At 39.6% G+C, this 24,935-nt stretch carries 23 protein-coding genes; 16 read left to right on the top strand and 7 right to left on the bottom strand.

What is annotated here, in order from left to right; genetic code table 11:
* Positions 1-17: 17 nt before the first annotated feature.
* On the bottom strand, positions 18-1,760 hold the full coding sequence (locus WHS63_RS00535; RefSeq protein WP_445203416.1) for a dipeptidase: 1,743 nt from the start codon (positions 1,758-1,760) through the stop codon (positions 18-20).
* 217 nt (positions 1,761-1,977) lie between these two features.
* Between WHS63_RS00535 and WHS63_RS00540 the strand changes: the two genes are divergently transcribed.
* Positions 1,978-3,063, top strand: a complete 1,086-nt coding sequence (locus WHS63_RS00540; RefSeq protein WP_445203417.1) for a hypothetical protein — start codon at positions 1,978-1,980, stop codon at positions 3,061-3,063.
* A gap of 109 nt (positions 3,064-3,172) precedes the next feature.
* Positions 3,173-4,276, top strand: a complete 1,104-nt coding sequence (locus WHS63_RS00545; protein WP_445203418.1) for a universal stress protein — start codon at positions 3,173-3,175, stop codon at positions 4,274-4,276.
* A 47-nt stretch (positions 4,277-4,323) separates the two neighbouring features.
* On the opposite strand, the gene WHS63_RS00550 is transcribed toward WHS63_RS00545, so the two are convergent.
* Positions 4,324-5,040, bottom strand: a complete 717-nt coding sequence (locus tag WHS63_RS00550; protein ID WP_445203419.1) for a YebC/PmpR family DNA-binding transcriptional regulator — start codon at positions 5,038-5,040, stop codon at positions 4,324-4,326.
* Between the two features lie 111 nt (positions 5,041-5,151).
* Here WHS63_RS00550 and WHS63_RS00555 point away from each other — a divergent pair, with 111 nt between their 5' ends.
* The 3 genes from WHS63_RS00555 to WHS63_RS00565 all read left to right on the top strand — a co-directional run bounded on the left by WHS63_RS00555 (position 5,152) and on the right by WHS63_RS00565 (position 8,899).
* Complete coding sequence (locus WHS63_RS00555) at positions 5,152-7,968, top strand: calcium-translocating P-type ATPase, PMCA-type (protein ID WP_445203420.1); 2,817 nt, start codon at positions 5,152-5,154, stop codon at positions 7,966-7,968.
* Between the two features lie 71 nt (positions 7,969-8,039).
* Positions 8,040-8,504 carry a pyridoxamine 5'-phosphate oxidase family protein gene (locus WHS63_RS00560; RefSeq protein ID WP_445203421.1) on the top strand — a complete coding sequence of 155 codons (465 nt, stop codon included), beginning with the start codon at positions 8,040-8,042 and terminating at the stop codon, positions 8,502-8,504.
* A gap of 113 nt (positions 8,505-8,617) precedes the next feature.
* Positions 8,618-8,899 (top strand): hypothetical protein, encoded by a 282-nt coding sequence (locus WHS63_RS00565; protein WP_445203422.1) that lies wholly within the window; start codon positions 8,618-8,620, stop codon positions 8,897-8,899.
* A 29-nt stretch (positions 8,900-8,928) separates the two neighbouring features.
* On the opposite strand, the gene WHS63_RS00570 is transcribed toward WHS63_RS00565, so the two are convergent.
* The 4 genes from WHS63_RS00570 to WHS63_RS00585 all read right to left on the bottom strand — a co-directional run bounded on the left by WHS63_RS00570 (position 8,929) and on the right by WHS63_RS00585 (position 11,986).
* A complete protein-coding gene (locus WHS63_RS00570) occupies positions 8,929-9,636 on the bottom strand; it encodes a M48 family metallopeptidase (protein ID WP_445203423.1) in 708 nt (235 codons plus the stop codon).
* A 2-nt stretch (positions 9,637-9,638) separates the two neighbouring features.
* Positions 9,639-10,823, bottom strand: coding sequence for an SPOR domain-containing protein (locus WHS63_RS00575; RefSeq protein WP_445203424.1), 1,185 nt, complete (start codon positions 10,821-10,823; stop codon positions 9,639-9,641).
* A 69-nt stretch (positions 10,824-10,892) separates the two neighbouring features.
* Positions 10,893-11,267: a response regulator gene (locus WHS63_RS00580; RefSeq protein ID WP_369488410.1), complete on the bottom strand. Its 375-nt coding sequence runs from the start codon at positions 11,265-11,267 to the stop codon at positions 10,893-10,895.
* Between the two features lie 20 nt (positions 11,268-11,287).
* A complete protein-coding gene (locus WHS63_RS00585; RefSeq protein ID WP_445203425.1) occupies positions 11,288-11,986 on the bottom strand; it encodes a Crp/Fnr family transcriptional regulator in 699 nt (232 codons plus the stop codon).
* 145 nt (positions 11,987-12,131) lie between these two features.
* Between WHS63_RS00585 and WHS63_RS00590 the strand changes: the two genes are divergently transcribed.
* From WHS63_RS00590 to WHS63_RS00640, 11 genes are all read left to right on the top strand, one after another.
* Positions 12,132-12,509: a response regulator gene (locus tag WHS63_RS00590; RefSeq protein ID WP_445203426.1), complete on the top strand. Its 378-nt coding sequence runs from the start codon at positions 12,132-12,134 to the stop codon at positions 12,507-12,509.
* Positions 12,510-12,520: 11 nt separating this feature from the next.
* The gene (locus WHS63_RS00595; protein WP_445203427.1) at positions 12,521-14,254 is read left to right on the top strand and encodes a hypothetical protein; all 1,734 of its coding nucleotides are present in this window, start codon (positions 12,521-12,523) and stop codon (positions 14,252-14,254) included.
* Positions 14,255-14,267: 13 nt separating this feature from the next.
* Positions 14,268-14,576, top strand: coding sequence for a hypothetical protein (locus WHS63_RS00600; protein WP_445203428.1), 309 nt, complete (start codon positions 14,268-14,270; stop codon positions 14,574-14,576).
* Between the two features lie 21 nt (positions 14,577-14,597).
* On the top strand, positions 14,598-14,963 hold the full coding sequence (locus WHS63_RS00605; RefSeq protein ID WP_369488415.1) for a response regulator: 366 nt from the start codon (positions 14,598-14,600) through the stop codon (positions 14,961-14,963).
* Positions 14,963-16,990 (top strand): chemotaxis protein CheA, encoded by a 2,028-nt coding sequence (locus WHS63_RS00610; RefSeq protein WP_445203429.1) that lies wholly within the window; start codon positions 14,963-14,965, stop codon positions 16,988-16,990. The genes WHS63_RS00605 and WHS63_RS00610 overlap by 1 nt, the downstream gene beginning before the upstream one ends.
* A 19-nt stretch (positions 16,991-17,009) precedes the next feature.
* Positions 17,010-17,525 carry a chemotaxis protein CheW gene (locus WHS63_RS00615; protein WP_445203430.1) on the top strand — a complete coding sequence of 172 codons (516 nt, stop codon included), beginning with the start codon at positions 17,010-17,012 and terminating at the stop codon, positions 17,523-17,525.
* An 11-nt stretch (positions 17,526-17,536) separates the two neighbouring features.
* Positions 17,537-18,391 carry a CheR family methyltransferase gene (locus tag WHS63_RS00620; protein ID WP_445203431.1) on the top strand — a complete coding sequence of 285 codons (855 nt, stop codon included), beginning with the start codon at positions 17,537-17,539 and terminating at the stop codon, positions 18,389-18,391.
* Between the two features lie 11 nt (positions 18,392-18,402).
* A complete protein-coding gene (locus WHS63_RS00625) occupies positions 18,403-19,314 on the top strand; it encodes a sensor histidine kinase (RefSeq protein ID WP_445203432.1) in 912 nt (303 codons plus the stop codon).
* Positions 19,315-19,323: 9 nt separating this feature from the next.
* Positions 19,324-19,833, top strand: a complete 510-nt coding sequence (locus WHS63_RS00630) for a chemotaxis protein CheD (RefSeq protein WP_445203433.1) — start codon at positions 19,324-19,326, stop codon at positions 19,831-19,833.
* 53 nt (positions 19,834-19,886) lie between these two features.
* Entirely contained in the window at positions 19,887-20,972 is a 1,086-nt protein-coding gene (locus tag WHS63_RS00635; RefSeq protein ID WP_445203434.1) for a protein-glutamate methylesterase/protein-glutamine glutaminase, read from the top strand.
* Between the two features lie 110 nt (positions 20,973-21,082).
* Positions 21,083-23,365 carry a PAS domain S-box protein gene (locus WHS63_RS00640; protein WP_445203435.1) on the top strand — a complete coding sequence of 761 codons (2,283 nt, stop codon included), beginning with the start codon at positions 21,083-21,085 and terminating at the stop codon, positions 23,363-23,365.
* A 17-nt stretch (positions 23,366-23,382) separates the two neighbouring features.
* Here the strand turns inward: WHS63_RS00640 and WHS63_RS00645 are convergent, their stop codons facing one another.
* On the bottom strand, positions 23,383-24,840 hold the full coding sequence (locus WHS63_RS00645) for a lipopolysaccharide biosynthesis protein (RefSeq protein ID WP_445203436.1): 1,458 nt from the start codon (positions 24,838-24,840) through the stop codon (positions 23,383-23,385).
* Positions 24,841-24,935: the final 95 nt, after the last annotated feature.

Consider the following 24,935-nt stretch of genomic DNA (forward strand, 5'->3'; position numbering starts at 1 on the left):
TGGAATTGATTTTTGTGTTACTGTTTATTTTGGTTTGGTTCTTTAAACTTATCGCCTGTATCTTTTAATATAGTTTTCAACCATTCCTCACGGTATCCGGGTTGCGAGGGGCTTACAGGATAGCCCCATGGGTTTCGTAAGAATTCGCCATTTGTTTCCTTTTTTACATTACCATCAATGTATTTTACTAACAGCCAGTTGCTTAGTTCGCTCCATTTTTGTACCGTGCTATTGGCAGTGTTTACAGAATAATCGGTCAAAAATTCAATGGCAAGTTTAGAGTTGTTTTCCCAAAGTTTTAGGGCTGCTGCATCAATTGCTGGGGTGTAGGCCTCAAACTTTCTTTCTAGTTCATCCTGTAACTTTTTCACATCCTTCATTATTAAGTCGTAGCGCAGGTATGCAAAGTGTGCTACACGGTTAAACACCCAGAAAGCCGAAGTGGGTGAGTAGGTTAGCATATCGCCATTACCCTCAGAGTAGCTTTCGGGAACTCTGCTTATTCCACAATAGATTGGAACGTAAACGGTTGAGGCGGCATCGTCAACTCCAAACCAAAAAATTCCACCTATTGGGTTGGGAAGCCAGTTGCGCATTTGCGCAATAAACGAAAAGCCTGTCTGTTGAGTGGCCGTTACGCGTTCATGAAAGTAGGTTACACCATCAACTTTCCATGTTAGAGGTCGCCAGCGGTAAGGCAGTCCATGGGGACCTGCTCCAGCATCCTTGCTCATGTCAAGTTCTGTACCTTCCAGATGGTCGCGCTTAAAGTTCATCAAATCCCGTGGGGAGAGTTTTCGGTTAGGTTTTATGTATAGGGGCATTCTATTCTTTAGGTTTTCACCCTTTGCGTAGTCCCAATACTTATCCATTCCATTGCTAGCATGGTTAAAGAAAGCCCAAACCCGGGCATCGCAAAAACGGGCACCATCAAAAGTTATTGGGTTATATACATCGCTAAAGCTGAATTCACTGTCGGTGCCGTTAAAGTAACCATGGTTACGGGCATAGCTAATAACATCGTGCGAGTAAACTGTTTCAACCTCTGGGTTGAAAATAAGGTTTAAGTTTTTGCTGCTAATGGAACTTTTAAGGTTTTCGAGAGGAAATTGTTGAATTCTTGCCTGGTTTGCATGGGCTGAGATGTAACCATCGGGGATGCGAATGGCCACCCAAACAGCACCCTTATCAATATTAACGTTTTGCTTTGTTTTTTTATCATACTTGAGGTTGGTTTTCTTAGCAATCATTTCCAGGATCCAAACCTCATTGGGATCGCCAATTGAAAAAGACTCTCCGCTACTAGCATAACCATATTGATCTACAAGTTCAACCATCACCTTAATGGCTTCACGAGCAGTTTTTGCCCTTTGGAGTGCAAGAAACATTAAACTACCATAGTCAACAATGGCGGTTGAGTCCATCAACTCCTCTATTCCTCCAAAAGTAGTTTCACCTATAGCAACCTGATACTCATTCATAAACCCTATAACCTGGTAGGTTTCGGGGGCCTGAGGGATCTGCCCAAGGGGCTTGTTTGTTCCCCTATCGTAAAGGGTAATCATTGTACCTGCAGGCCAAATGCCACGTGGTTTAAAGTATAATTCCCCATACCTTATGTGGGAATCGGCAGCATAGCTCACCATGGTTGAACCATCGGCACTTGCGCCCCTGGTTATCAAGTAGTTGGTACAAGCATTAGCATCAGCCCAAACTATAACATTCAGACTTAATAAAATATATGAAAGAAACTGTTTCATCTCCAATCCTTAATTTATGTTAACCAACAAAAATAGAAAAATATATTTATGAACTAAGGAGCAATTTCTTAAAATCATTTTTTGTAGACAATTTCACCATAAGTGTTGACTAAATTCAAGTATCGATTGACATAAAACAGCTGAAAAAATTGCTTTGGCATGCCATTTGCATTAACTTGCTTGTATGTTTAATTTAATAACTATAAAATTTAAAGCTATGAAAATGAAAAGGTTCACTTTATTTGCCCTGTTTTTGGCAGGAATGGTATCTTTTGTTGCCTGCGAAAAGGATGATACAAAAGATTTGAACAAGGATGAAGCACAGCAGCAAATTACCAATGCTGAGCAAGAGTTACTAACCAAGAGTGGTGAAATTGTTGCTACCGATGGGTACAAGGTTCAGGAGTATTTTGCTACCCAGTTGCCTTCGCCATTTTACGTAAAATCGGATGTTTCAAAAAGTGTTGTACCCTCGCGCTTTCAAAAGGCTTACGAGTTGACTCGTCAGAACCTACTGCTAGAGAACCCAGAAATTGAATTCTATTTTGATTATTTTCTAATTGAGTTTTTCAATGATGTTAAAGGAACCTGGACCTGGGCTCCTGATGGGTGGACACATGAATCTACTCCAACCGACAAGGTTATTGTTAAATTTCCTTACCCGGCAAATAATGCTACGAACAACGTAACCATTACCTACTATGACTTTACAACCACGCTGGTTTACAGTGAAACTGTTCCAACAGGTATTAAGGTTAAAATTGAAAAGGATGGTAATCAGGTATTTAGTCTTTCGTATTCTGCAACAATCACTAATTTATTAAAGCATTCTACAAAAGTTGAGATTGCTTTTGGTGCTTTCACATTAACTGCCCAAGAGTCTTTAGATTTATCCATAAACAATAAATTTTATTACGGTAAGGATTTCGAGTTTAAAAAGAGTGGCAAACTATTCTATGGTGAGATAGCAGATTTGACATCTACTTTTACAACCGATTCTACTGCTAACGTATCAATTACTGCCAAACAGATTATTGGTAATTTGGAGTTTAGACTAAAAATTGAAGCCAACACTAGTGAATTAGAAACAGGCAACCCTAACGATTTGGCTTCGCTTTCGCTTTACACAACCAGCGGCGATAAGGTAGGTGATTTTGTATGGGTATTGGAGGGCGAAGATTGGGTTCTTTACTTTAAGTTCAATAACGGTGAACAGGTTAAGGCCGAAACACTCATGCCTTTGGTAGCTGAAAGGTTTAACTCATTCATTGATGATTTATTTAGTAATCTTTACGCAAAATAAATTATTAATAAGAAATAATTAAAAGGCTGCATTTTTTGCAGCCTTTTTTTTCATATTTTACTTGACATTTCTTTACCAATGCCCTATATTTATTGAAAACTAAAATCCTATGGAAGATAAGTTAATAGTTATTGCAACCGAAACCAATTCAAAAGCTTTGGTGCTAAAATCGTACCTCGAGGCAAATGGTGTGGAGTGCTTTCTAAGAAGTGTGAATGTACTCCAGGGAGCCATAGCTGAAGGAGTAAAGGTGCTAATCAGGGAATCAGATGCTGAAAAAGCTTTGAAATTACTATCGGCAATGCACCACGATGAGGAAATTAAAAAGGCAGATCAACAGCTCCGTAAAATTCTTGTGCCAGTCGATTTTTCAGAGCCATCGCAAAACGCTGCGCGATACGCGGTCATGCTTGCCTCAAGGTATAATGCTCAAATTAAACTGCTGCATGTATTCAACTCGCCTGTGGTTGATATGATTCCATTTACCGATGTGGCAAGTATTCAAATTGATTTTGACATGAACTACCATGTGCTTTATAACTCAGCAAAGGAGCGCTTGGTCAAGTTCTATGAAAATCTTTTAGAATTTGCAAACCAAATGGGGTTTGCCGACGTGCAAATAGGGTACACTTTACGTGAGGGATATGCCGCCTACGGCATTATTGAGGCAAGTAAACGCTATAAGCCCGGAATAATAGTTATGGGTACTAAGGGCGAAGGGTACAGGAGTACTGAACTTGTAGGTAGCGTGGCTGCCGAGGTTTCGGACGAGACCCATATTCCCCTGCTTGTTATTCCCGAAAAGGCTGTTCTTAAGGGGGTTGACGAGGTTAAAAGGGTGCTTTACATTACCAATTTCGATAGTAACGATAATGTTTCTATTCGTAAACTCCTTAAAATTGTTTCACCATTCCAGGTTGAACTACACTGCATTCATGTAACGGACAAATCGGAATCGCCCGGAATAAATGCTCTTATGGCCACTACCCGTGAATATCTGGCAAGTGTTACATCTAATGTATCAATAAAATGTGATATTATTGTTGGTAAGGAAACGGATAAGAGTGTTCTTGAATACATCAATAAGAATAGTATTAACCTCGTTGCTCTTACTTCGGTTAAAAGGAATCTGATCTACAAACTCTTTAATCCTTCGTTGGCTAAACGGATGATTTACCAATCGGATGTACCGGTACTTCTTTTTCACGCATAAAAAAAATGGCCACTTTAGGGTGGCCATTTAATTATTGTAATGGACATTTACTCAATAACCATATTGTGAAATACATTGGTTACGTCCTCATCTTCTTCAATTTTCTCAATGAGTTTTTCAACCTCTGCCTGCTGTTCGGGAGTGAGTTTTTTGGTATCGTTAGGGATTCGCTCAAATTGGAAGCTAATAATGCTTAATCCTTTTTCTTCGAGAAATTTCTGTATAGGTCCAAACTGGGTGAACTCAGCAAATAGCATAATGGTTTCATCCTCAGCAAATACCTCCTCAACTCCAAAGTCAATGAGTTCAAGTTCTAAATCCTCCATTGATATATTTGGGTTTTTGGCAACCTTGAATGAGCACTTTCGTTCAAAGATGAAATCGAGCATACCAGTAGTTCCAAGCGAACCTCCGTACTTGTTAAAGTAGCTACGAACATTAGCCACAGTTCTTGTAGGGTTATCTGTTGCCGTTTCAACCAAAATGGCTATGCCATGGGGTCCATAACCCTCATAAACAACTTCCTTGTAATCCTTGGTGTCTTTATCGGTTGCTCTTTTAATGGCACGCTCAACATTTTCCTTAGGCATGTTCTCGGCCTTTGCATTCTGGATTAAAAGCCGGAGTTTAGGGTTAGTTTCCGGATCGGGTCCGCCGGCTTTTGCGGCCATGGTTATTTCTTTTCCAAGCCTGGTGAACACCCTTGCCATGTTTCCCCAGCGCTTCAGCTTGCGTGCTTTTCGGTATTCAAATGCTCTTCCCATTTTGTGAAAAGTTGTTAGTTCAATTTAACTGCAAACGTATATTTTTTTGGCTATTCGACCAACCATTCTTAAATCTTTTTGTTTTCTTTGTGTTGCGTATTTTTTACAGATATGAGTAGTTACAAGGGTTTAACTGATAGTGAGGTTATCCAAAGTAGGGATTTGCATGGTGTGAATATCATTACACCGCCGCCTCAAACTCCATGGTGGAAACTATTACTTGAAAAGTTTGAAGATCCTATTATTAAGATTCTCATTGTAGCCGCCATTATTGCAATTGCTATTGGCATAACAAATGGCCATTACTTGGAAGGCGTTGGGATTATTGTGGCTATTTTATTGGCCACGATCATGGCATTTATAAATGAGTACAAAGCATCAAAAGAGTTTGAACTGCTTAATAATGTAAACGATGAGCTTCCGGTAAAGGTTATTCGGAACGGTGGGGTTACATCGGTTCCTAAGCGCGATGTGGTAGTTGGCGATATTGTTATTGTTGATCGTGGTGATGAAATTCCCTCGGATGGGGTTCTTTTGGAATCAGTTTCGCTAATAGTGAACGAGTCATCTCTTACCGGTGAGCCATCCACAAACAAAACCTCAATAACAACTGATAGCTTTAAAACAACATATTCGCCCAACCAGGTTCTTAAGGGCACTACGGTTACCGATGGTCATGGCATATACCGTACAACTGCCGTAGGTGATAGTACTGAAATTGGTAAAACAGCTCGAGCGGCCACCGTTGAGGTAAATAACCCAACCCCTTTAACAAAGCAACTTCAAAAGCTGAGCGAGTACATTAGTTCAGCTGCATTTTTTATAGCTATCCTGGCATTTGTAATACTCACTGTTTTTGATTTGATAAATCCAGCTAACAGCTATACCCTTGAGCAGGAGTATATTCTGGCTGTAACAGTAATTGCCATTATCATTATACTTGCCAAGTACTGGGTTCCTTCAGTAAATGCAATTCTTAGCTGGATAAAGTTGTCTGCTAAAATTCATCTACCTTACCCCAATAATACGAGGCGACAGATGCTTGTGCTACTAGCATCGGCAATGTTACTGGTTTTAATGGGATTGGTAATAGCCGTTTTATTTAACATCGATATTTTTAATGCATCGGTGGCGCTTGATAGTAATCTGTTAAGTCACCTGCTTAGCTATTTTATGGTATCCATGACCCTAATAGTTGTTGCAGTTCCTGAAGGTCTCTCAATGAGCGTTACCTTAAGCCTTGCCTACAGCATGCGCAAAATGACCGCTGAGAACAACCTGGTACGAAAACTTCAAGCAACTGAAACCATGGGGGCTGCCACGGTAATATGTACCGATAAAACTGGAACACTAACCCAGAACCGTATGCAGGTAATTGAGTGGGATTTTCAGGGTGATACGGGTAGCAATGAACTTCCGATTCTTGTAAAATTATCGTTGGCTGTAAATTCTACGGCTCATATCGATTTCTCCCATGAACCATATACCATTGTTGGAAATCCTACCGATGGAGCCCTTTTACTTTGGCTTTACCAGAATGGTGTCGATTATCGTGTGCTTCGCGATGGTTTTACAACTTTAGCTCAGCATCCTTTTTCATCGGAAAAAAAGTACATGTTAACACTGGGGCAATCTACTGACTTTGAGGGAAAGTTACTTTTGGTTAAAGGCGCACCCGAAAAGGTTCTGTCCATGTGCGATCCCCAATCGGTTAGTAGCAGTGTACTGGAAAAACTAAAGGAATTTCAGGTAAAGGCATTGCGAACTATTGCATTTGCCTATTCCAAGAGTGAAGTTGATAGCATTACCGATACTGATACGCCTCAGGGCTTAACATTCCTGGGAATAGTTGGTATTGCTGACCCATTGCGCGACGATGTTCCTACTGCAATAAGTGAGTGCCATATGGCTGGTATCGATGTTAAGATGGTTACAGGCGATAACCAGGATACTGCTATTGCTATTGGTAAAAATGCAGGATTACTGGCCAGCAATGCTGAACATGCATCCATTTCGGGCCCCGATTTTGAAAAACTACCCGACGATGAGGCTTTAAAGGTGTTACCCGGTATAAAAGTGATGTATAGGGCTCGACCTACTGACAAGCTGCGGATGGTATCGCTACTCCAAAGGTTACATAATGTTGTTGCCGTTACAGGTGATGGTACTAATGATGCCCCGGCCCTTAACCAGGCCGATGTTGGTTTAGCAATGGGTTCAGGAACCCAGGTAGCCAAAGATGCCTCCGATATTATCCTTTTGGACGATTCGTTCTCAAGCATTGTAAATGCAACCCGCTGGGGTAGGGCTCTTTACCAAAACATTCAGAAATTCCTGTACTTCCAGCTTACCATAAATCTTGTTGCTGTTGCAATTGTGCTAACCGGGCCATTTACCGGAATCGATTTACCACTAACCGTTACCCAAATGCTTTGGGTTAACCTGATTATGGACACCTTTGCAGCGCTTGCACTAGCCACTGAACCACCACATTCTGAGGTAATGAAAAAGAAACCCCGGTCACCACATGAGTTTATTTTGAGTTCTGGTATTTTAAGGTATCTAATAACTACAGCAGTTTTATTTTACTTAGTTCTTGTTGGCTTACTATTTTACTTAAAGCATGATGCAGGTTTTAGTGATAGGGAACTCACAGGCTTCTTTAATGTATTTGTTTTAATGCAGTTCTGGAACCTTTTTAACGCACGGAGGTTGTTCGGTGGTGTTGGTGTGTTTAGCTTTTCGTCCAATAAACTATTTGTTGCAATTGCCACAATAATTTTGTTAGGACAATTTGCAATAGTACAGTTTGGTGGCGAAGTTTTTAGAACAGTTCCACTAACCGGAAAGGAATGGCTAATTCATATTATTGCTACCATGCCTGTGCTGATTTTTGGTTACCTAGCAAAAAAGATCATAAAAATTTAAAATGGTACATAGCAAGTAGCGTGCGATATCATTTTTTACTTAATTTGTATTAAACAATAAAAGTAATTGCAATGAAATCTCGGACTATTACTCAACAAGCAGAAATTGAACAGGTTATCAATTCGGTTGATGTTTGCCACATTGGTATGGTCGATTTGGAGGGAAACCCTTACGTTTTACCCTTTAACTTTGGATATGATCAAGGTATTCTTTACTTTCATTCAGGTCCTGAAGGTAGAAAAATAGATATTTGGAAACAGAATCCAAGCGTATGCGTAGCTTTTAGTTCCGACTACCATTTACGCTACCAGCATGAGGATGTTGCTTGCTCATGGTCAATGAAGTACCGTAGCGTTCTTATTTACGGTAAGGTTGAGGAAATAACCAACTTAGATGAAAAGCGGAAATGTATGAATATTATTATGAAAAAATATTCTGGCCGCGATAATTTTGAGTATAGTATGCCAGCCATTAAAAATGTAAAAGTTTTTAGAGTTATCCCTGAGAGGATTGAAGGTAAGGCTTACGGATACTAGTGAAATCAAGCAAAATTTTGAAACCACTTTTCATCAAAAAAAATATCAATTATTACTTGTTTTTTAAGAAATGGTTTATATTTATATGGGAAAATTGTAGTTAATATTTTGATATGGCCAGCGTAAAAGATCTTAAAAAGGACATCAAGCAAATGACAAAACATTTGCTTGACGAGTGCTATACCCAATTAACTTATTCTGAGCCAATATCTAAGGAGCGGATTCTTGACATCATTTCCGATATAATGGTTTTAGAACAGGAAACTATTTCAAAAATCTCAAAAAAAACATACAAAAGGGGCGAATCAACCAAAGTTGATTACCAGAAAATAGCCAATGATTTTTACGACGAAGTGGTTGAACTGGCTGAACGCATTAACTCCCTGGATGAGTAATTCCCTGTTTGTGGGTTATTAGGTTAAAGTTAGAAAGGGATAAGAAATTTCTTAAGCTCTTTTGAGAACATTTTTGAATTTCCTTGGCAAACCGAGTCCAACATTTGCCAAAATTTAGGGCCATGATTCTTTTCCTTCGTGTGACAAAGCTCATGGAGCAGTACATAGTCAATAAGATGCTCAGGCAAATACATTAACCTTAGACTAAGGCTAATATTGTTCTTCCCGCTACAACTTCCCCATCGCGATTTTGAGTTACGAATGGAAACCTTACCATAGTTGAAATTATGCTTAGTGGCTAATTCCTTTAGCTTTTGGGGCAGATAATATTTAGCCTCGGCGCGTAATACTTCGGTTATAACTTTTTTTGTTAGCGACTGTATATTGTAACTTGCCGGGTCAGCGGTTGACGGATAAAGTAACAGCACATCAGTTCCTTTTTTTAAAACCTTACATTTAGATAGGCTATTTTCGGCTTGCAGGCGAACTAAGTGATACTTACTTTTAAACTCAGTAATAGGCTTTATACGCTCCGCATTTTCTTGGATTTTCTTTCTTATCCAGTCTGTTTTTGATAGCACAAAATCCTCTGCCAATGAGAATCTTACAAAGTAGGGGATGGTAACATGGATTGAACTATCTTTTTTTACTCTTAAAGTGATTCGTTTACTTCCGGTTCTATACGTGTAGGTTACAGTTCCAATGTGCGGGTAGGTGCATTGCTTAGTTCTGTTCATCGCTATCGGCTAATAATCCATATTCCCTGAAATTGGTTCTTGAGCTTTTCCTTCTGTTGATTGGCTTCGTCTTTTTTACTATATCGGCCAATTACAGCAAGATACTTCCCGTTAGGTTTGCTATAAACCTCAGCGCTAAACCCCTTTGCCTTAAGATCGTTCACGAACTTTTGGGCATTTGCCTTTTCGGCAAAACTTCCAACCACAAGGCTGTAAATTGTTGATGGGTTGCTTACAGGAGTACTTTGGGTTAATGATTTTTCAATTACTTCTTCCGTTGTTTGTGCTGGTTGCTCATTACCTGTTACGGTTTCGCTCTCCTCGTCGGCAGGGTTTGTGGCTTCAAATTTCTTGTCAAAATCATCGGATTTTGAAGCATTGTCGGTTGGTAACTTAATAGGTTCTACCTTTTCCGGTTTGTTTTTAATGTTTTCCCAGTCGGCCTCATCGGGGGCAAAGGCTAACTCCCTCAAAATGAATGCAAATGTAAGTATTACAATTAGCGACACTGCTATAAAAACAAAAACACGTAGGAGTGATGGTGACTTTTTTTTACTAGAGCTTTTCATGTTGACTTGTTCCAAATCATTGAATTCAAATTGATTGCTATTTTCCGTTGACGACTTTTCAACTATTATGCTATCGAGGGCATTGGTGTTAACACGCTCAACCCCCGGGCTAACCTCAGTGTAATGTTTTGTAATGGTGTTCTCTTCTTGAACTATCTCTTCTTTTACAGCTGAATCATTGGTGGTTTGGTTTTTGTCACTGGTACTCACGTCTACCTCAAGGGGGGAATCAATGTTGGTGGTTTGAATATTTTTACCATCGCTAGGGTCGGTTGACTTTCTTTGGCTTGATAATTCCTCCGATGTCAAACTAATGGAACCCTTTGAATCATTTATTAGTATTCCGATACCGGGTATTGCGTATGAACCACTTTCTTTTATTTCTTCAATAATTTCAATCGATATTTTTTTTATTTGCTCGGCTGCCTCAATCTTTGAAAGCCCATAATTACTTATCAGTAAATCTTCGAGTTGCCCATCGTTATACTTTAGGAATGGGCTAAAAGTAATGCTAAGCTGGGTGTTGCTTTCAGTATCACGATGAAGGAAGGCACCCACGTTAGGTATTATTAGTCGTTTGTTTTTGCGAATTAGCTCTGCCAGAATTGACCTGTCCATCGCGCGAGATGTTTTATGGTTAGCTCAATACCAGCAAAGGTAAATTATTATCCTATTAGTTGTACCTTTTTATGTGGGAGTTAGAACCTTTTCAATGGCCTGTTTAATTTTTTCAATAGAGTATGGTTTAGTCATCAGAAAATCAAAGCCAGCATCCCTGAAATCTTCAAAAAAGTTTGCCGGATTATGTGCGGTTAACGCTACAATGGGGGTGTACTTTTTGGGCGAAGGTAGTTTTTCTCGAACGTACTTGGTGGTTTCCAGCCCATTCATCACAGGCATTTCAATGTCCATGAAAACCAGGTCAACTTTCTCCTTAGTAATAATATCAATAGCTTCCTTACCGTTTTGGGCCTCAAGGCAAGTGACATTTAAGTTTTTCATCACTTCTTTTAGAAGAAGCCTGTTAACAAAAATGTCATCGACAATAAGAATTTTTGGCATATATTTTTACTTTTATTACGTTAACCGAATCTGCTCAATGTTTTTAATATATCGTAACTAATAATTCTGATTCTATTCCGTTCCAGTTCAATTATTCTATCGTGGTTAAATTCCGATAAGGTTCTAATCAAACTTTCTTTAGTTGTTCCACAAAGCTCTGCTAGCTCTGTTCTGTTTACGGGAAATTCAAACTGGTTGTTGCAGAATATATCATCGGCAAAGTAAAGAATCAAATCGGCTACTCGGCCGGGTAGCTGCTTGTAAAGCAATCCGGCTAGCCTGTTTATAAGAAATAAACTGTGTCTGCTTATTAGCTGGCTAATTTCTAAAGCAAATTGTGCATTTTGAAGCATAACCGATTTCAGTGTAGAAATTGGGATTTGAGCCAAGGTGCAATTTTCAATTGCTGTTACCGTAAAATTGTATGAATCACCACCAAGAAGCGAGATTAGGCCTACTAAACTTCCGGTGGTATCAATCTTCATGACCAAATTCTTGCCTTTCCTTTGTTCGCTACTTACCTTAATAATACCTTTAATAATATAGTAAACATGGCTTGATGCCGAGAACTGTTTAACAATAATATCCTTCCGGTTATAGTTTACAATATTGATACTATCCATAATGATAGCCTGCTGTTCTGCTGTTAGAAGCTGGTTAACAGGCAATTTGCATTTTTCAAATGTCTTTTCAAACGATATGGTTATTACATCGGCCATAATTTCATTTAAACACTCTTAAAGATAAATAATTTCTATCAAATAAAAAAGTGATATAAATCACTTGTTCCGGTAATTTATATCATCATACGGTTTGTTGTTCTGTGGTTTCGTTTTTATAGATTTGAAAAGATTTAGAAATACTATGGATTTTAAAGGATATGTTCTAGTAATTGACGATTCGGTTACGAATCAGGTACTAGTGGAAGCTCTGCTTGGCGAAGAGGGAATTAGGGTGGTAACAGTAAGCAATGCCGCTGACGCCTATAGGCTGATTGATAGAGAACCACCAAGCCTAATTCTCTTGGATTTACTTATGCCTAATATTACTGGAATTGATTTTCTTAAAACCATCAAGCAGAATGAGCGCGTAAATACCATTCCAGTTTTCATAGTAACCGCTGCTAATACTGAGTTTTACCGTCATCAATGCGAAGTGCTAGGAGTACAGGAATTCTTTCCAAAACCAGTTGATATACCATTACTGGTTAAGAGGGTGAAAGAGGTTTTAGCTGGGTTGTAACATAAATTATTATGAAAAAATTCAAGGAGATATCTGAACAGTTTGCTGTAATTGATAGTCTTATAGTTGAGATACTAAATTGCGCCGCTGAGGATTTTTTAGGTCTTAACGAAAGGTTCAAGGAAGCATACTCAAAGTCAACCTCAATTTCAGCAAATGCAGAAGAGGTGTTTACCGTATATGCTTCCAGCTATACTAGTGAATCGTTACTGAACCTCAAGCTCCTTTTTAAAAAGTTCAGTCAGGCCAAAAAAGAAACCAATAAATACGCCGATTCCATTGTAAAAAGCATTGATGAGGTTTATGATATTCTCGATTCCATTGACCTACATAGCAAAAACATTAACCAAAATCTCCTAACCCTCAAATTTTTACTAGCCAACCTTAAGATAACAGGCATTGAGTCCCACTCAGTTGAAGTTACCGAGGAAAAGGATGAACTTTTTATTGAGTTTAACAGGTTAGTAAACAAGTCAAAGCTAGCTGAACTTGAGCTTGCTAAGTCGCTCCATGGCAACATGAAACTTTTACGCGAAGGTGTTGATAGGGTTAAAAAGAACATGCGAAATGCCAACCAACAAATAGGGATTGCCATTGATATTATTAACGAATCCATTCAAATTTTTTCTGAAAAAAAGCAAGACCTTAGCCTCAATATACCAAAACTACAAGAAAATAACGCAAAACTCCGCGATTCAATTGACAGCATTATTACTAACCTCCAGTACCACGATATTATTCGCCAAAAAATTGAACACGTACAGGTATCGCATAAGGAAATACTAAATAATCTATCCTCTGAAGATGAAAGTGAGCAGAAAAACTATTTAAATCAGATAGGAGAACTTGTTAACATTCAGTCGGCGCTACTTGTTAGGGCAAACAAGGAGTATCAAAGAGCCATTGAGCAGATAATTGACAAGTTCAAGATTATTGGAAACATTGCGCAAAGCATACTAAACCAGTGCAAGGATTTAAAAAGAATACAGGAATCGGATTTGGAGCAACCTTTTACAAGTGTTGCACATAAGCTTACCAATACTACGTTACCTGTTAGCAAATTTCTTTCGTTACTGGCAAGGGTAAACAATCTGCTTCAATCAATTAAGCATAACGTTAACTTAATGGTTGAAACCTCTGCTATTGATGATGAGGCTAACCGATTTGGCGAATTGTTGTTGAAAAGAATCAAACAGCCGGAACTAATGCTTCAGTCGAATCTAATTCAACAGATTGAAACAGTAACCTTTGACATAATTACCTCCCGAAACCAAATTGGTACGCTGTACATGCACCTTGAATCCAAAATAACTGAAATTGAGCGATTATCGGAGTTAATTTCAGAAAATACTAAATCGCAGGAATGGGAGTCAATTCCAACAACCCTTAAGGAGATTGCTAGCAACCTGCTTGAATGTGACGAGAAGGTAAGCATTTTACTCAGGGAAAAGCTGCAAGCTAGTAATGATTTAGGTGATATCATCCATAGGGCTGTAAGCCAGGTTAAGTACTATGAAGTTTTTGAGCTTAAAATTCTTGAGGTAATAAAACTACTAAACCACATATATTCCACGTTAACTGGCAAGGAGGAGAGCCAGTTTGATAGAGATGATTTGGAGTTTATGCGAAGACTATATACCATGGAATCGGAACATAGGATACACAACATGGTAATTAAAGGAAATGCGGGTTTCGATGACCTGTCAGAAACCGATCAGGATGAGTCAAACATTGAGTTCTTTTAAACAAACCAAGAATATGTCAAAGCAAGAAAAAAATTTTTCCATCGAAAGGCAGAAGGGTTCATCGCTGGTCATCCTGAGTGGCGATTTAAGCCTTAATAATATCAGTGATATCAAAAGTGAACTGATTAAGCTGTTTAATGAGGCTAAACCTGCTGACTTGCTAATTAAAAACGCTGAGGTAATTGACCTTGGCTTTATACAACTCGTACGCTCTTTTAACTTCTCCATGAAAGAACGAGGCATAAAATCGACAGTTAAGTTTGAATTAACTGCTGACCAGAGCACAATCCTTGAACGTTCAGGCATAAAATTAGAATATTAACAAAATAAATTATCCGTTACTATGGCAAAAACAATACTAATTGTAGACGATTCCGATAGTATTCGCGAAGTTGTTCGATTTACCCTTGAGAACGAAGGGTACAATGTGCTTGTTGGTGTTGATGGCAAAGATGCCTTAAAACACCTTGACGGTAAAACAATCGATTTGGTGATCACCGATCTTCATATGCCTGAAATGGATGGCATTGAGCTTATTAAGCATATTAGGGCTATGCCGGAGTACGAACGTATTCCAATCCTATTTCTGACTACCGAATCGCAAACCTCAAAAAAAATGGAAGCTAAAGATGCCGGTGCTACGGGGTGGATTATTAAACCGTTTGTTCCAGCTAAGCTAATTTCGGCAATCAATAAAGTGATTAGGTAATGGATAGCTTTAGGAAAAAGTTTGTAGAGGAAGCTGCGGAGCTAATTGATAAGCTTGAAGTGTCGCTTTTAGAGCTTGAAAAAAGCCCTAACGATGAGGCTCTGATTCAACAGGTCTTTAGGGTCATGCACACCCTTAAGGGTAACAGCGCCATGTTTGGGTTTGACCTTATCGATAGCTTTACGCACAACCTTGAGACCATTTACGACATGATTCGTAATGGACAGCTCGAGGTAAGCAAGGATATATTGAATATAACCTTTTCATCGGTGGATCACCTCAAGGCGATGCTCGATGAGCAAAACTATGAGGATCCCGACTTTAAAACGGTTCACAATGGCTTAATGGGGAAAATTAACAGAATAATTAACCCAAGTAATGCTGAAACAGAAGCCGAAATTACTAAAACAAGTAAGGAAAAATCGGAATCACTATCTACCTACTACATTCTTTTTGAACCCAATGAGAATATTTTTAAGAACGGAACAAACCCCCTTTACCTTCTTGATGAGCTTTGCTCATTAGGTGAGCACAAGGTTTTTGCGCATTTCAACAGGCTGCCTGGAATAAAGGAAATTACCCCAAACCTTTGCTATACCTACTGGGAAGTGTTGCTGACAACCGACCAGGATGTAAATGCCATTCATGACGTGTTCATCTTTGTTGAAACCGATTCAAAGCTTGAAATACAAAAGTTGGCAGAGGAAAACTTGCTAGCCGACAAATTATTTGTTGAAGAAGTATCTCAATTGGCAGAGATTCAGAAGGATGTTGGATTGGTAACCATACAACGCCTGGCAACAAAAGCTGCTGCTCGAATCAATAAGGAAAAGGCAAAGCAGTTCACTAAAGAGCGAATAGCCACAAAGGACAAAGCGGCTGCAAGCATTCGCGTGTCGTCCGACAAGCTTGACCACCTAATGAACCTTGTGTCAGAGCTAGTGACCACACAAGCCCGTTTAAGCCTATTTGCCGAGCAAACCAATGTGCCAGGTTTGGCGCCCATAGTTGAAAACGTTCACAAGTTAACCCGCCAGCTTCGCGATATTGCCTTCAGTATCGTTCTGATACCCATTGAAAACCTTTTTGGTCGTTTTCAGAGGCTTGTCAGGGATTTATCGGCTGAACTGCATAAGGAGGTCGATTTCATTGTAGAGGGAGCCGATACGGAGCTTGATAAAACCATCATCGAAAACCTGTCCGACCCCCTGATGCACATTATCAGGAACAGCATGGATCATGGAATTGAGGATACTCGGGTTCGTATTGCAAACGGAAAGCCGGCAAAGGGAAAAATTCACCTGAAAGCATTCTACTCCGGGGCAAGTGTAATAATCCAGGTTAGCGATGATGGTGCTGGTATTGATCCTGAGATCATACATGCCAAGGCAATTTCAAAGGGTTTGGTACCATCCGATAAAAAGATGAGCAAAAAGGAGATTCTTGACCTTATCTTTTTGCCCGGATTCTCTACAGCCAAAAAGGTAACCGATGTGTCGGGCAGGGGAGTGGGTATGGATGTGGTTAAAAAGAAAATTTCCGATATCAGAGGCGAGGTTGAGGTTGAATCGGAAGTTGGCAAGGGAACAACTATTACAATAAAACTGCCCTTAACCCTTTCAATTATCGATGGCTTGCTGGTTAGCATTGATAGTTCTCCTTTTGTTATCCCTCTTTCATCAATCGACAAGATTTATGCGGTGGACAAGGAAAGCATCTATAGCTCTTTCAACAATCTTGTAACCCTCGATGGAACTCAAATCCCATTCTTTAGCTTACGGAAAGAGTTTAACCTGCAGCCAAGTAACGAGGAACTAGAACAGGTTGTAGTAGTAAACTTTGAGGACAACAGGGTTGGCCTAGTGGTTGACTATGTAATTGGTGAATACCAGGCAGTACTTAAACCTTTAGGGAAACACTACAAGAGCCACGATATTTTCTCAGGTGCGACAATACTAGGCGACGGAACAGTTGCCCTTGTAATGGACACCAATAAGATTATCAAAATGTTTGCAACAAGTAAGTAACAACCAAAAATGTTTTACAATGGATACCGAGAACAAAAATCAAATTAAATCATATCTTACCTTCAAGCTAGGTAACGAGGAGTTTGCTGCACATGTAAGCAAGGTGTTGAATATTTTGGAGATGACTCCAATAACAAAGGTTCCTAAGGCACCTGATTACCTGAAAGGTGTTATTAACCTTAGGGGGGCTGTATTGCCTGTAATTGATACACGTACCAAGTTTGGAATGCCTGAAACCGAGTACACCAATAACACCTGTATCATAGTTCTGGATATTGACGTTGATGGCGAATCGGTGCATGTTGGTGCCATTGTCGATTCCGTGCAGGCGGTTCTGGAGATTGATAATAGCCAGATAATGCCATTGCCCACCCTTGGCAGCCGTTATAAATCTGAGTTTATAATTGGCATGGCAAAGGTTGAGGAACGTTTTATCATCATACTTAACATGGATGCCATTTTCTCAGTAGATGAAATCACCTCGATTGTTGATTCCAACCAGTCAGTTGCCGAGGGAACCGATGCACAACAGTAATTGAATATTTTATGCAGGCTAATGAGTTTGTGGATTACTACAAGCTACAGCTTACCGACGATGAGTTTAAACGTCTTAGCGCATTAATCTACAAGGAGAGCGGCATTAAACTACCGCCTATAAAAAAGGTAATGCTCCAATGCCGCCTTCAAAAGAGGTTAAAGCACTTAAACATTGGCTCTTTTAAGGCTTACATCGATTACCTTTTCAGCCGCGAAGGCTTTGATAGCGAGATTATTCATATGTTGGATGTAGTTAGCACCAACAAAACTGATTTTTTCCGTGAGCCAGCCCATTTTGAGTTCTTAACCGAAGAATTACTGCCTGAATATTATAGAGCCAATAAGTCAGGAACGCTTAAGGTTTGGAGCGCAGGTTGTTCAAGTGGTGAGGAACCTTACACCCTTGCCATGGTGCTTTTTGAATTCGCTGAGTCGCACCCAGGTTTTAACTTTACCATATATGCAACCGATATTTCAACCAGAATTCTTCAAACGGCGATAGATGCAGTGTATAAGGAGGAGAAGGTTGAGGGTGTACCGTTAACCCTTAAGCGGAAATACATGCTAAGGAGCAAGGATAGAACTAACCCTACCATCAAAATGGCACCACATGTTCGCTCCAAGGTAACATTTGCACGTTTAAACCTGATGGATTCCAGCTATGATACAAAGGATTTATTTGATATTGTTTTTTGCCGCAACGTACTTATTTACTTTGATAGGAACACACAGGAAGCCGTTATTAATAAGCTATGCCAACGTATTAAGCCCAATGGCTACCTAATACTTGGGCATTCAGAATCAATACTAAATATGGATGTTCCGCTTAAACAGGTTAAACCAACAATATACAGGAAAGTATAATACATTCTGCTATGACTAAAAAGCCTGAAGAACTTACCGATAATGAGCTACTTGCTGAATTGCAGCGCAGGTTTGAACTCAATAAAAAAGCGCTTGATGAACTGAAAGTTCTAAACGCCGAACTAAAGCAAGTAAACAAGAAGCTAGAGGAGTCCGAAGCCCTCAAATCGCACTTTATTTCAAACATCACCAATGAGATTATTAACCCATTTACATCAATAATAGGACTTTCCAAGGCAATACTCTCAGTTGATAAGGAGAACTGGAAAAAGGTTATCTCCATGGTGGCTCTAATCCACTCCGAGGCATTCAACCTCGATTTTCAGCTCCGGAATATCTTTGTGGCTGCCAAGATTGAGGCTGGCGAAATACAACCCGAGATCATGCAGGTTGATGTTAACAACCTGCTTGAAAGCGTTATAGAATCGTTTAAGTATGAGCTACGCAAGAAGAACTTAAAGGTTGAATATTCCTATAACAGCAGCACCAATTTGGTTAATCCAAAAATTTTTAAAACCGACCCTGAAAAGCTGAAGCTGATCATAGCAAATTTGCTCAGCAATGCTGTAAACTTTAGCTTTGAGGGTGGAGTAATTGAGATAATTGCCAATAGAGGCGTTAACAAGTTATCTATTTGTGTTAAGGATCATGGTATTGGTATCTCAAAGGAAAACCACAAAATAATCTTTGATAGGTTTAAAAGGCTCGATACTGGAATAAATTCCTTAAACAGGGGTCATGGATTAGGATTATCGGTAAACAAGGCCATTATTGATATGCTCAATGGTAGTATTGAAATAGAAAGTGAACTTGGGAAAGGTGCTTGTTTTACTATTTCAATACCCGAGCCCAATGTTGACGTTGACGATTTAGCAACCGATGCTAACGAGATGTTTTTTGATCAGGATGCAGAAATTTTTTAAAGCCGGTTGATGGACCACCTTAAGTCACATTACCTATACCCTGCATCGCTATTTGCCGATAAGGAGCCTCATGTTGTTACCACAATTCTGGGCTCATGTGTGGCAGTATGCCTTTACGATTCGGTATTAAATCAAGGTGGAATTAACCATTACATGTTGCCATTGTGGAATGGACAGGGGCTTGCAAGCCCAAGGTATGGTAACATTGCCATTGAGCGATTGATTGAAAGAATGGTTTCACTTGGCTCAAAAAAGGAAAACCTTAAGGCCAAGGTATTTGGGGGAGGCGAGGTGCTTGAAACAAATCTGGACAACTTCCATATCGGTCAACGTAACATTGCAATTGCCTTAGAACTATTGGCTGAACACGGAATACCAATAATAGCTAAAAGTGTAGGTGGTAACCAGGGAAGAAAGATTGAATATAATACCGCTACAGGAGAGGTTCGCCATAAGTTTATTCAAAAGACATTAAACCCCAACGAGGTAAAAAGTATTAGTACAAAAAAGACCGAGTAAATTGCAGAATATTTTTATTGTCCTTAATTTTAAAGTTGATGTAAATGGCTGATATGCTGAATAGAATAAAAGTGCTAATTGTTGACGATTCTGCATTAGTGAGGCAAACGTTGATGGAGATCATCTCATCCGATTCTGAGCTGGAGGTTATTGGAACTGCTGCTGACCCATACTTTGCAGCCCGTAAGATGGCTGAGGTAACCCCCGACGTAATAACCCTCGATATTGAAATGCCCCGGATGGATGGGCTAACCTTTCTTCGTAAAATAATGACACAGCACCCCATTCCGGTTGTAATAATTTCGAGCCTCACAAGCAGGGCAACTGAAATGGGTATGCGTGCCCTTGAACTTGGAGCCGTTGAATTGATCACTAAACCCCAGGTTAACACCAAAGCTTTTCTCGAAGAGTCAAAGGTTATCATTTGCGATGCAATTAAAGCAGCCGCTCGCAGTAGAATAGCAAGGCGTAAAATTCTCACACCTCCTATTGTTGAGCCAAAACTTTCAGCCGATGTTATTATCCCAAAACAGGTTGTTTCATCTACACCCCTTACAACTACCGAGAAAATTATTGCCGTGGGAGCCTCTACAGGTGGAACAGAGGCCATTGCAACATTCTTACAAGCAATGCCTGTTGATTGCCCTGGAATTGTTATTGTTCAGCATATGCCCGAAAAATTTACAACCTCGTTTGCCAATCGCCTAAACGATATTTGTAAGATCACGGTTAAGGAAGCACAGAATGGCGATGCTGTTCTGCCGGGTCAAGCGTTGATTGCACCCGGTAATTACCATATGCTTTTAAAGCGAAGTGGTGCTCGATACTTTGTTGAGGTGGTTCAAGGCCCTCTGGTTAACAGGCATAGACCCTCGGTTGATGTTCTTTTCCGAAGCGTTGCTCGTTTTGCTGGGCAAAACGCAATAGGTGTAATTATGACCGGCATGGGCGACGATGGAGCAAAAGGACTACTTGAAATGAAGGACGCTGGTGCTTACACAATAGCACAGGACGAAAAATCGTGCGTGGTTTACGGCATGCCCCGTGAGGCCGTAAAACTTGATGCAGCATCTACCATACTGCCTTTACAGGATATTGCGAATCATATTATCCAAAGAGTAAAAACACGATTAAGCTGATAAACCAGTTCTTTTATAATAACATTATTATTTCATTTGAATTCGAATCAATAGATTTGCATATAAGTTGAAAAAATGCTTATTTTTAAGCATCAAAAATTGAGTCGTACATGAAATCTAAGTACTCATTGAAATACATTGTTCAAGGGAGTCTCCTTGGACTTACCGTAGGGCTTGTATTTCTTGCCATTGCATATGTTATAGGTGTGCTAACCAACGACCTTGCATTAACCCCAGGAGGCATTCTGGACCTACATCGCATTATACCATTGTTCTATATATTTGATTTTTTACCTATCATTCTTGGCGCCGTTGGTTTTTTTGTTTACCAGAAAATTTCGGTTAGAATAAACGATTTTGAAACCACTTTACAGGAGAACATAAGTAGGGAGCGTAAGCTTTACAGGTTTGTGGAAAAGTTACGTGAAGGTGATGTTGAAGCCGAATACACCCCCGATGATACCGATGCACTAGGGAAGGCAATAGTCAGCTTACGAAACGATATTCGCCAGAGCAGGTTAGAAGAGGAGAAAAGAAAAAAGGAGGACGAGCAGCGGCGCTGGGCCGCAGAGGGTATGGCTCTCTTTGGTGAAATTCTACGTCAGAACAACGATAACATAGAGGAGTTAACCTTTCAGGTTATCCGCAATTTAGTAAATTACGTTGGGGCAAATCAGGCCGCCTTTTACCTTTTAGAGGATGACGATGAGTCCGATATTCATTTCCGAATGACCGCCTGTTACGCCTATGAGCGTAGAAAGTATGCCGATAGAGTTATACCCTGGGGCGATGGTCTTGTGGGGGCATGTGCTCTGGAAAAGGAAAAAATCATCCTGAAAAAAGTACCTGATGGGTATTTGAATATTACAAGTGGCCTTGGTAAAGCTAATCCCAAATTTTTAATGCTTATCCCCCTTAAAATGAACGATGTGGTTCATGGTGTCATAGAGCTAGCATCGTTTAATCCATTTGAAAAGTACCAGGAGGAGTTTATCGATAAGGTTTCTGAGAGCGTGGCAACAACTATTGCTACTGTTAAAATAAATATACGAACTGCAAAGCTTTTAAAGGAATCGCGTGAGCAGGCCGAGGAGTTAGCGCTTAAGGAGGAACAGATGCGCCAGAACATGGAAGAGCTCCAGGCCACACAGGAAGAGGCAAGCCGCCAGTCGGCAAAGTTTATCAGCTTCTCCAACTCCGTAAACCACACCATGATTCGTGCCGATTTCGATGTGGATGGAACATTGCTGTATGCAAACACCAAGTTTTTACAGAAATTGGAGTATTCCTCCAACAGCGAGGTTGAAGGTAAGCATATCTCCATGTTTATTAACAAGAAGGATAGGACGTGGTTCGACGATATCTGGAGCACACTAAGCAAGGGTGGTAAACACTTTGAGGGAGATATGAAGTTGCTTACCCGCAATGGCAACGACCTTTGGACAATTGCTACATTCACCTGTGTACGAAATGAGGCCGGAGGTGTGGATAAGATCCTATTCCTTGGAATTGACACAACTGACCAAAAGAAGTTGAGCCTTGACTACGAAGGGCAAATTAGTGCACTTAACCGTTCATCAATTAAAGCAGAATTCTCGCCTACAGGCGATTTGACCGAAGCTAATGAGAAGTTCCTGCTCACCCTTTCATATAACCTTAATGCTGCTAAGGAAAAATCAATTTTTGAGTTTGTACCTTCATCGGAACGGAAGAATATTGAGCGCGTATGGGACGATGTGATACATGGAATTCCATATGAGGGACAATTCCGAATGCTTACTAGCAATGGCGATGAGCGTTGGTTCCGTTGTACCTTTACTGCTGTTAACGATATGTACGAAGAGGTGGCAAAGGTTGTCCTAATTGCCAACGACATTACCCGTGAGAAAAACATGGAGTTCGAAACTCAACGTCAAACAGAACAGCTTAAGAAACAGGAAGAGCAATTGCGCCAGAATGAAGTTGAGCTTAATAAAAAGCTACGGGAGGCTAAGGAGGAGGTGCGCAACCAATTTAAAGAAATTGAAAAGGTAAAAATACGGAACGAGAAAACCCTGGAGGGTTTTCTGGACGCCATCATAACCACCGACCACGATGGTATTGTTCAGTTCTTCAACAAGGCAGCCGAAGAGCTTTTTGAGGTTAAACGCGAACAGGTGATTGGACAAAGTGTAAGAATTCTTTTCCCCGATAATGCAGCCGAAAATGATGAATTCCTTGATGCCTACCTTGACCCCAATAAGGAAAAAATTACTGGACAACGCAAGGAAATAACCATTCTCACTAAAAGCGGTAAAGAACTACCAGTACTTATGCTTATAACAGAAGCTAAGGTTGGTAGGGAAATCACCTATACTGCATTTATTCAGAATATCTCAGTGGATTTATTCTAAAATTATCAATAACTTCTTTATTTGGTAAGCATCTCTTTAATCCAGGAGATGCTTATTTCTTTTCGATAAGTGTGGAAAGCAAAGGCTACAGAAAAAATAAAAATCAAGGAGTAAACCACAATCGTACTATATTGGCCAACTAAAAGTGTAGCAAGAATTAGCAATACAATTATGGTTAATGGATAATATAGAAGTTTGGCTTTATTTGCCCTAAATTGGTAAAACCCTTTGACAAAAAAGAACATAAGTGAAACCTGCAAAATCTTTGTAATAAAATTAGCTACAACTGCTCCATTTACACCGTTTAGATTTACCATTAAATATGTTGCAGTAATTTGAAAAACTGCAGTTACTACAAAAACTTTTGGGAGAATAGTGGTCTTCTGAAAGTAGTAAACAGGAGCCACAAGTACGTAGTACCAAATTCTCGCTACCATGCCAGCAAATAGTAGTGGTAATAGCGGAAACGATTGGTATAAATCGCTGTTATTTACTACTACTGGAACAAGGTATGGGATTAGGATTAAATATAGCGGTATTAAGATTAGGTTGATGAGAGTGAAAACGTGAAAATACTTGTTTACCTCAATGCTACCAGAGGATTCGTTGTTTTTATTCTTCCAAAGCTCAAAAACTTTTGGTAAAATTGCCGCAGATAGACCATTCTGAAGAAATTCAATAGCTAAGGTTATTTTTATAGCGAAATCGAAAACAGCCACTGACGATTGGTTTAGCAAACCCAGAATAATATACCTATCAATGTTTGATATAATCCAGTACAGGATATTATGGAAGTAAATAGGTGCACTATACCTGACAAGGTGTTTAAATACGTTGCGGTCCCAGCTTAAGTTCCCATGTCTTACAAAGAAAACCGTGGCCCAAATAAAAGTGGCAAATGCGCCTGTGAATCGACCCCAAATGGGACCGGCAAGCGATAGGGGGAAAAGGTATAATCCCCCAACAGAGACCACAATTATTAATGTGAAATGTAAAATATTGGACCAAAAGTAAGGCTTTGGTTTTTCCCGGAAAATTAGGTGGCTGGTGTAAGCTTTAAAAACACCATTGAAAAAACCTGTAATAACAGAAATGAGCCCATAGGGCATAAATTCAATCGATTTTGCAGGGTAAAATAACCCAAACAGTAAATTACCGGCAATGCTCAGAATGAAAGTGAATAGGGATCCGTAAAGTATCAAAAAAAGAAACGATGTTCCTAAAAATTTTTTCTCGTTCTTCTTGTCGTTTCGGTAATGGATATATGTATTACCCAGAAAGCTTTCGGCGGAAAATGAAAAAAGTATTCGGGCAAGTTCGCTTAATATGATAAAAATGGCTAATAAACCAAAATCGTCAGTACTAAGTAAATTTTTGTTACCGTAAAATGGAAGCAGGAGAATGCTCGAAGCAAAAGGAAGCGCACCAATAATGGTGTAGGTAACTGAAGATTTTATGAACGATTTTGATATCATTCTATTTATATTTATACTCCTCAATTATTCGCTCTAATTTACTAAATCTCTCGTTTTCACTGAAGTTATTCACTATTTGGGAATGAGAAAGCAAT

Origin of the sequence: Tenuifilum sp. (assembly GCF_037481895.1) — a bacterium.
Classification (GTDB): Bacteria; Bacteroidota; Bacteroidia; order Bacteroidales; family Tenuifilaceae; genus Tenuifilum; species Tenuifilum osseticum.

Coding starts and splice junctions, on each gene's coding strand:
- WHS63_RS00535 (WP_445203416.1), bottom strand. CDS start 1,760: ATGAAACAGTTTCTTTCATATATTTTATTAAGTCTGAATGTTATAGTT.
- WHS63_RS00540 (WP_445203417.1), top strand. CDS start 1,978: ATGAAAATGAAAAGGTTCACTTTATTTGCCCTGTTTTTGGCAGGAATG.
- WHS63_RS00545 (WP_445203418.1), top strand. CDS start 3,173: ATGGAAGATAAGTTAATAGTTATTGCAACCGAAACCAATTCAAAAGCT.
- WHS63_RS00550 (WP_445203419.1), bottom strand. CDS start 5,040: ATGGGAAGAGCATTTGAATACCGAAAAGCACGCAAGCTGAAGCGCTGG.
- WHS63_RS00555 (WP_445203420.1), top strand. CDS start 5,152: ATGAGTAGTTACAAGGGTTTAACTGATAGTGAGGTTATCCAAAGTAGG.
- WHS63_RS00560 (WP_445203421.1), top strand. CDS start 8,040: ATGAAATCTCGGACTATTACTCAACAAGCAGAAATTGAACAGGTTATC.
- WHS63_RS00565 (WP_445203422.1), top strand. CDS start 8,618: ATGGCCAGCGTAAAAGATCTTAAAAAGGACATCAAGCAAATGACAAAA.
- WHS63_RS00570 (WP_445203423.1), bottom strand. CDS start 9,636: ATGAACAGAACTAAGCAATGCACCTACCCGCACATTGGAACTGTAACC.
- WHS63_RS00575 (WP_445203424.1), bottom strand. CDS start 10,823: ATGGACAGGTCAATTCTGGCAGAGCTAATTCGCAAAAACAAACGACTA.
- WHS63_RS00580 (WP_369488410.1), bottom strand. CDS start 11,267: ATGCCAAAAATTCTTATTGTCGATGACATTTTTGTTAACAGGCTTCTT.
- WHS63_RS00585 (WP_445203425.1), bottom strand. CDS start 11,986: ATGGCCGATGTAATAACCATATCGTTTGAAAAGACATTTGAAAAATGC.
- WHS63_RS00590 (WP_445203426.1), top strand. CDS start 12,132: ATGGATTTTAAAGGATATGTTCTAGTAATTGACGATTCGGTTACGAAT.
- WHS63_RS00595 (WP_445203427.1), top strand. CDS start 12,521: ATGAAAAAATTCAAGGAGATATCTGAACAGTTTGCTGTAATTGATAGT.
- WHS63_RS00600 (WP_445203428.1), top strand. CDS start 14,268: ATGTCAAAGCAAGAAAAAAATTTTTCCATCGAAAGGCAGAAGGGTTCA.
- WHS63_RS00605 (WP_369488415.1), top strand. CDS start 14,598: ATGGCAAAAACAATACTAATTGTAGACGATTCCGATAGTATTCGCGAA.
- WHS63_RS00610 (WP_445203429.1), top strand. CDS start 14,963: ATGGATAGCTTTAGGAAAAAGTTTGTAGAGGAAGCTGCGGAGCTAATT.
- WHS63_RS00615 (WP_445203430.1), top strand. CDS start 17,010: ATGGATACCGAGAACAAAAATCAAATTAAATCATATCTTACCTTCAAG.
- WHS63_RS00620 (WP_445203431.1), top strand. CDS start 17,537: ATGCAGGCTAATGAGTTTGTGGATTACTACAAGCTACAGCTTACCGAC.
- WHS63_RS00625 (WP_445203432.1), top strand. CDS start 18,403: ATGACTAAAAAGCCTGAAGAACTTACCGATAATGAGCTACTTGCTGAA.
- WHS63_RS00630 (WP_445203433.1), top strand. CDS start 19,324: ATGGACCACCTTAAGTCACATTACCTATACCCTGCATCGCTATTTGCC.
- WHS63_RS00635 (WP_445203434.1), top strand. CDS start 19,887: ATGCTGAATAGAATAAAAGTGCTAATTGTTGACGATTCTGCATTAGTG.
- WHS63_RS00640 (WP_445203435.1), top strand. CDS start 21,083: ATGAAATCTAAGTACTCATTGAAATACATTGTTCAAGGGAGTCTCCTT.
- WHS63_RS00645 (WP_445203436.1), bottom strand. CDS start 24,840: ATGATATCAAAATCGTTCATAAAATCTTCAGTTACCTACACCATTATT.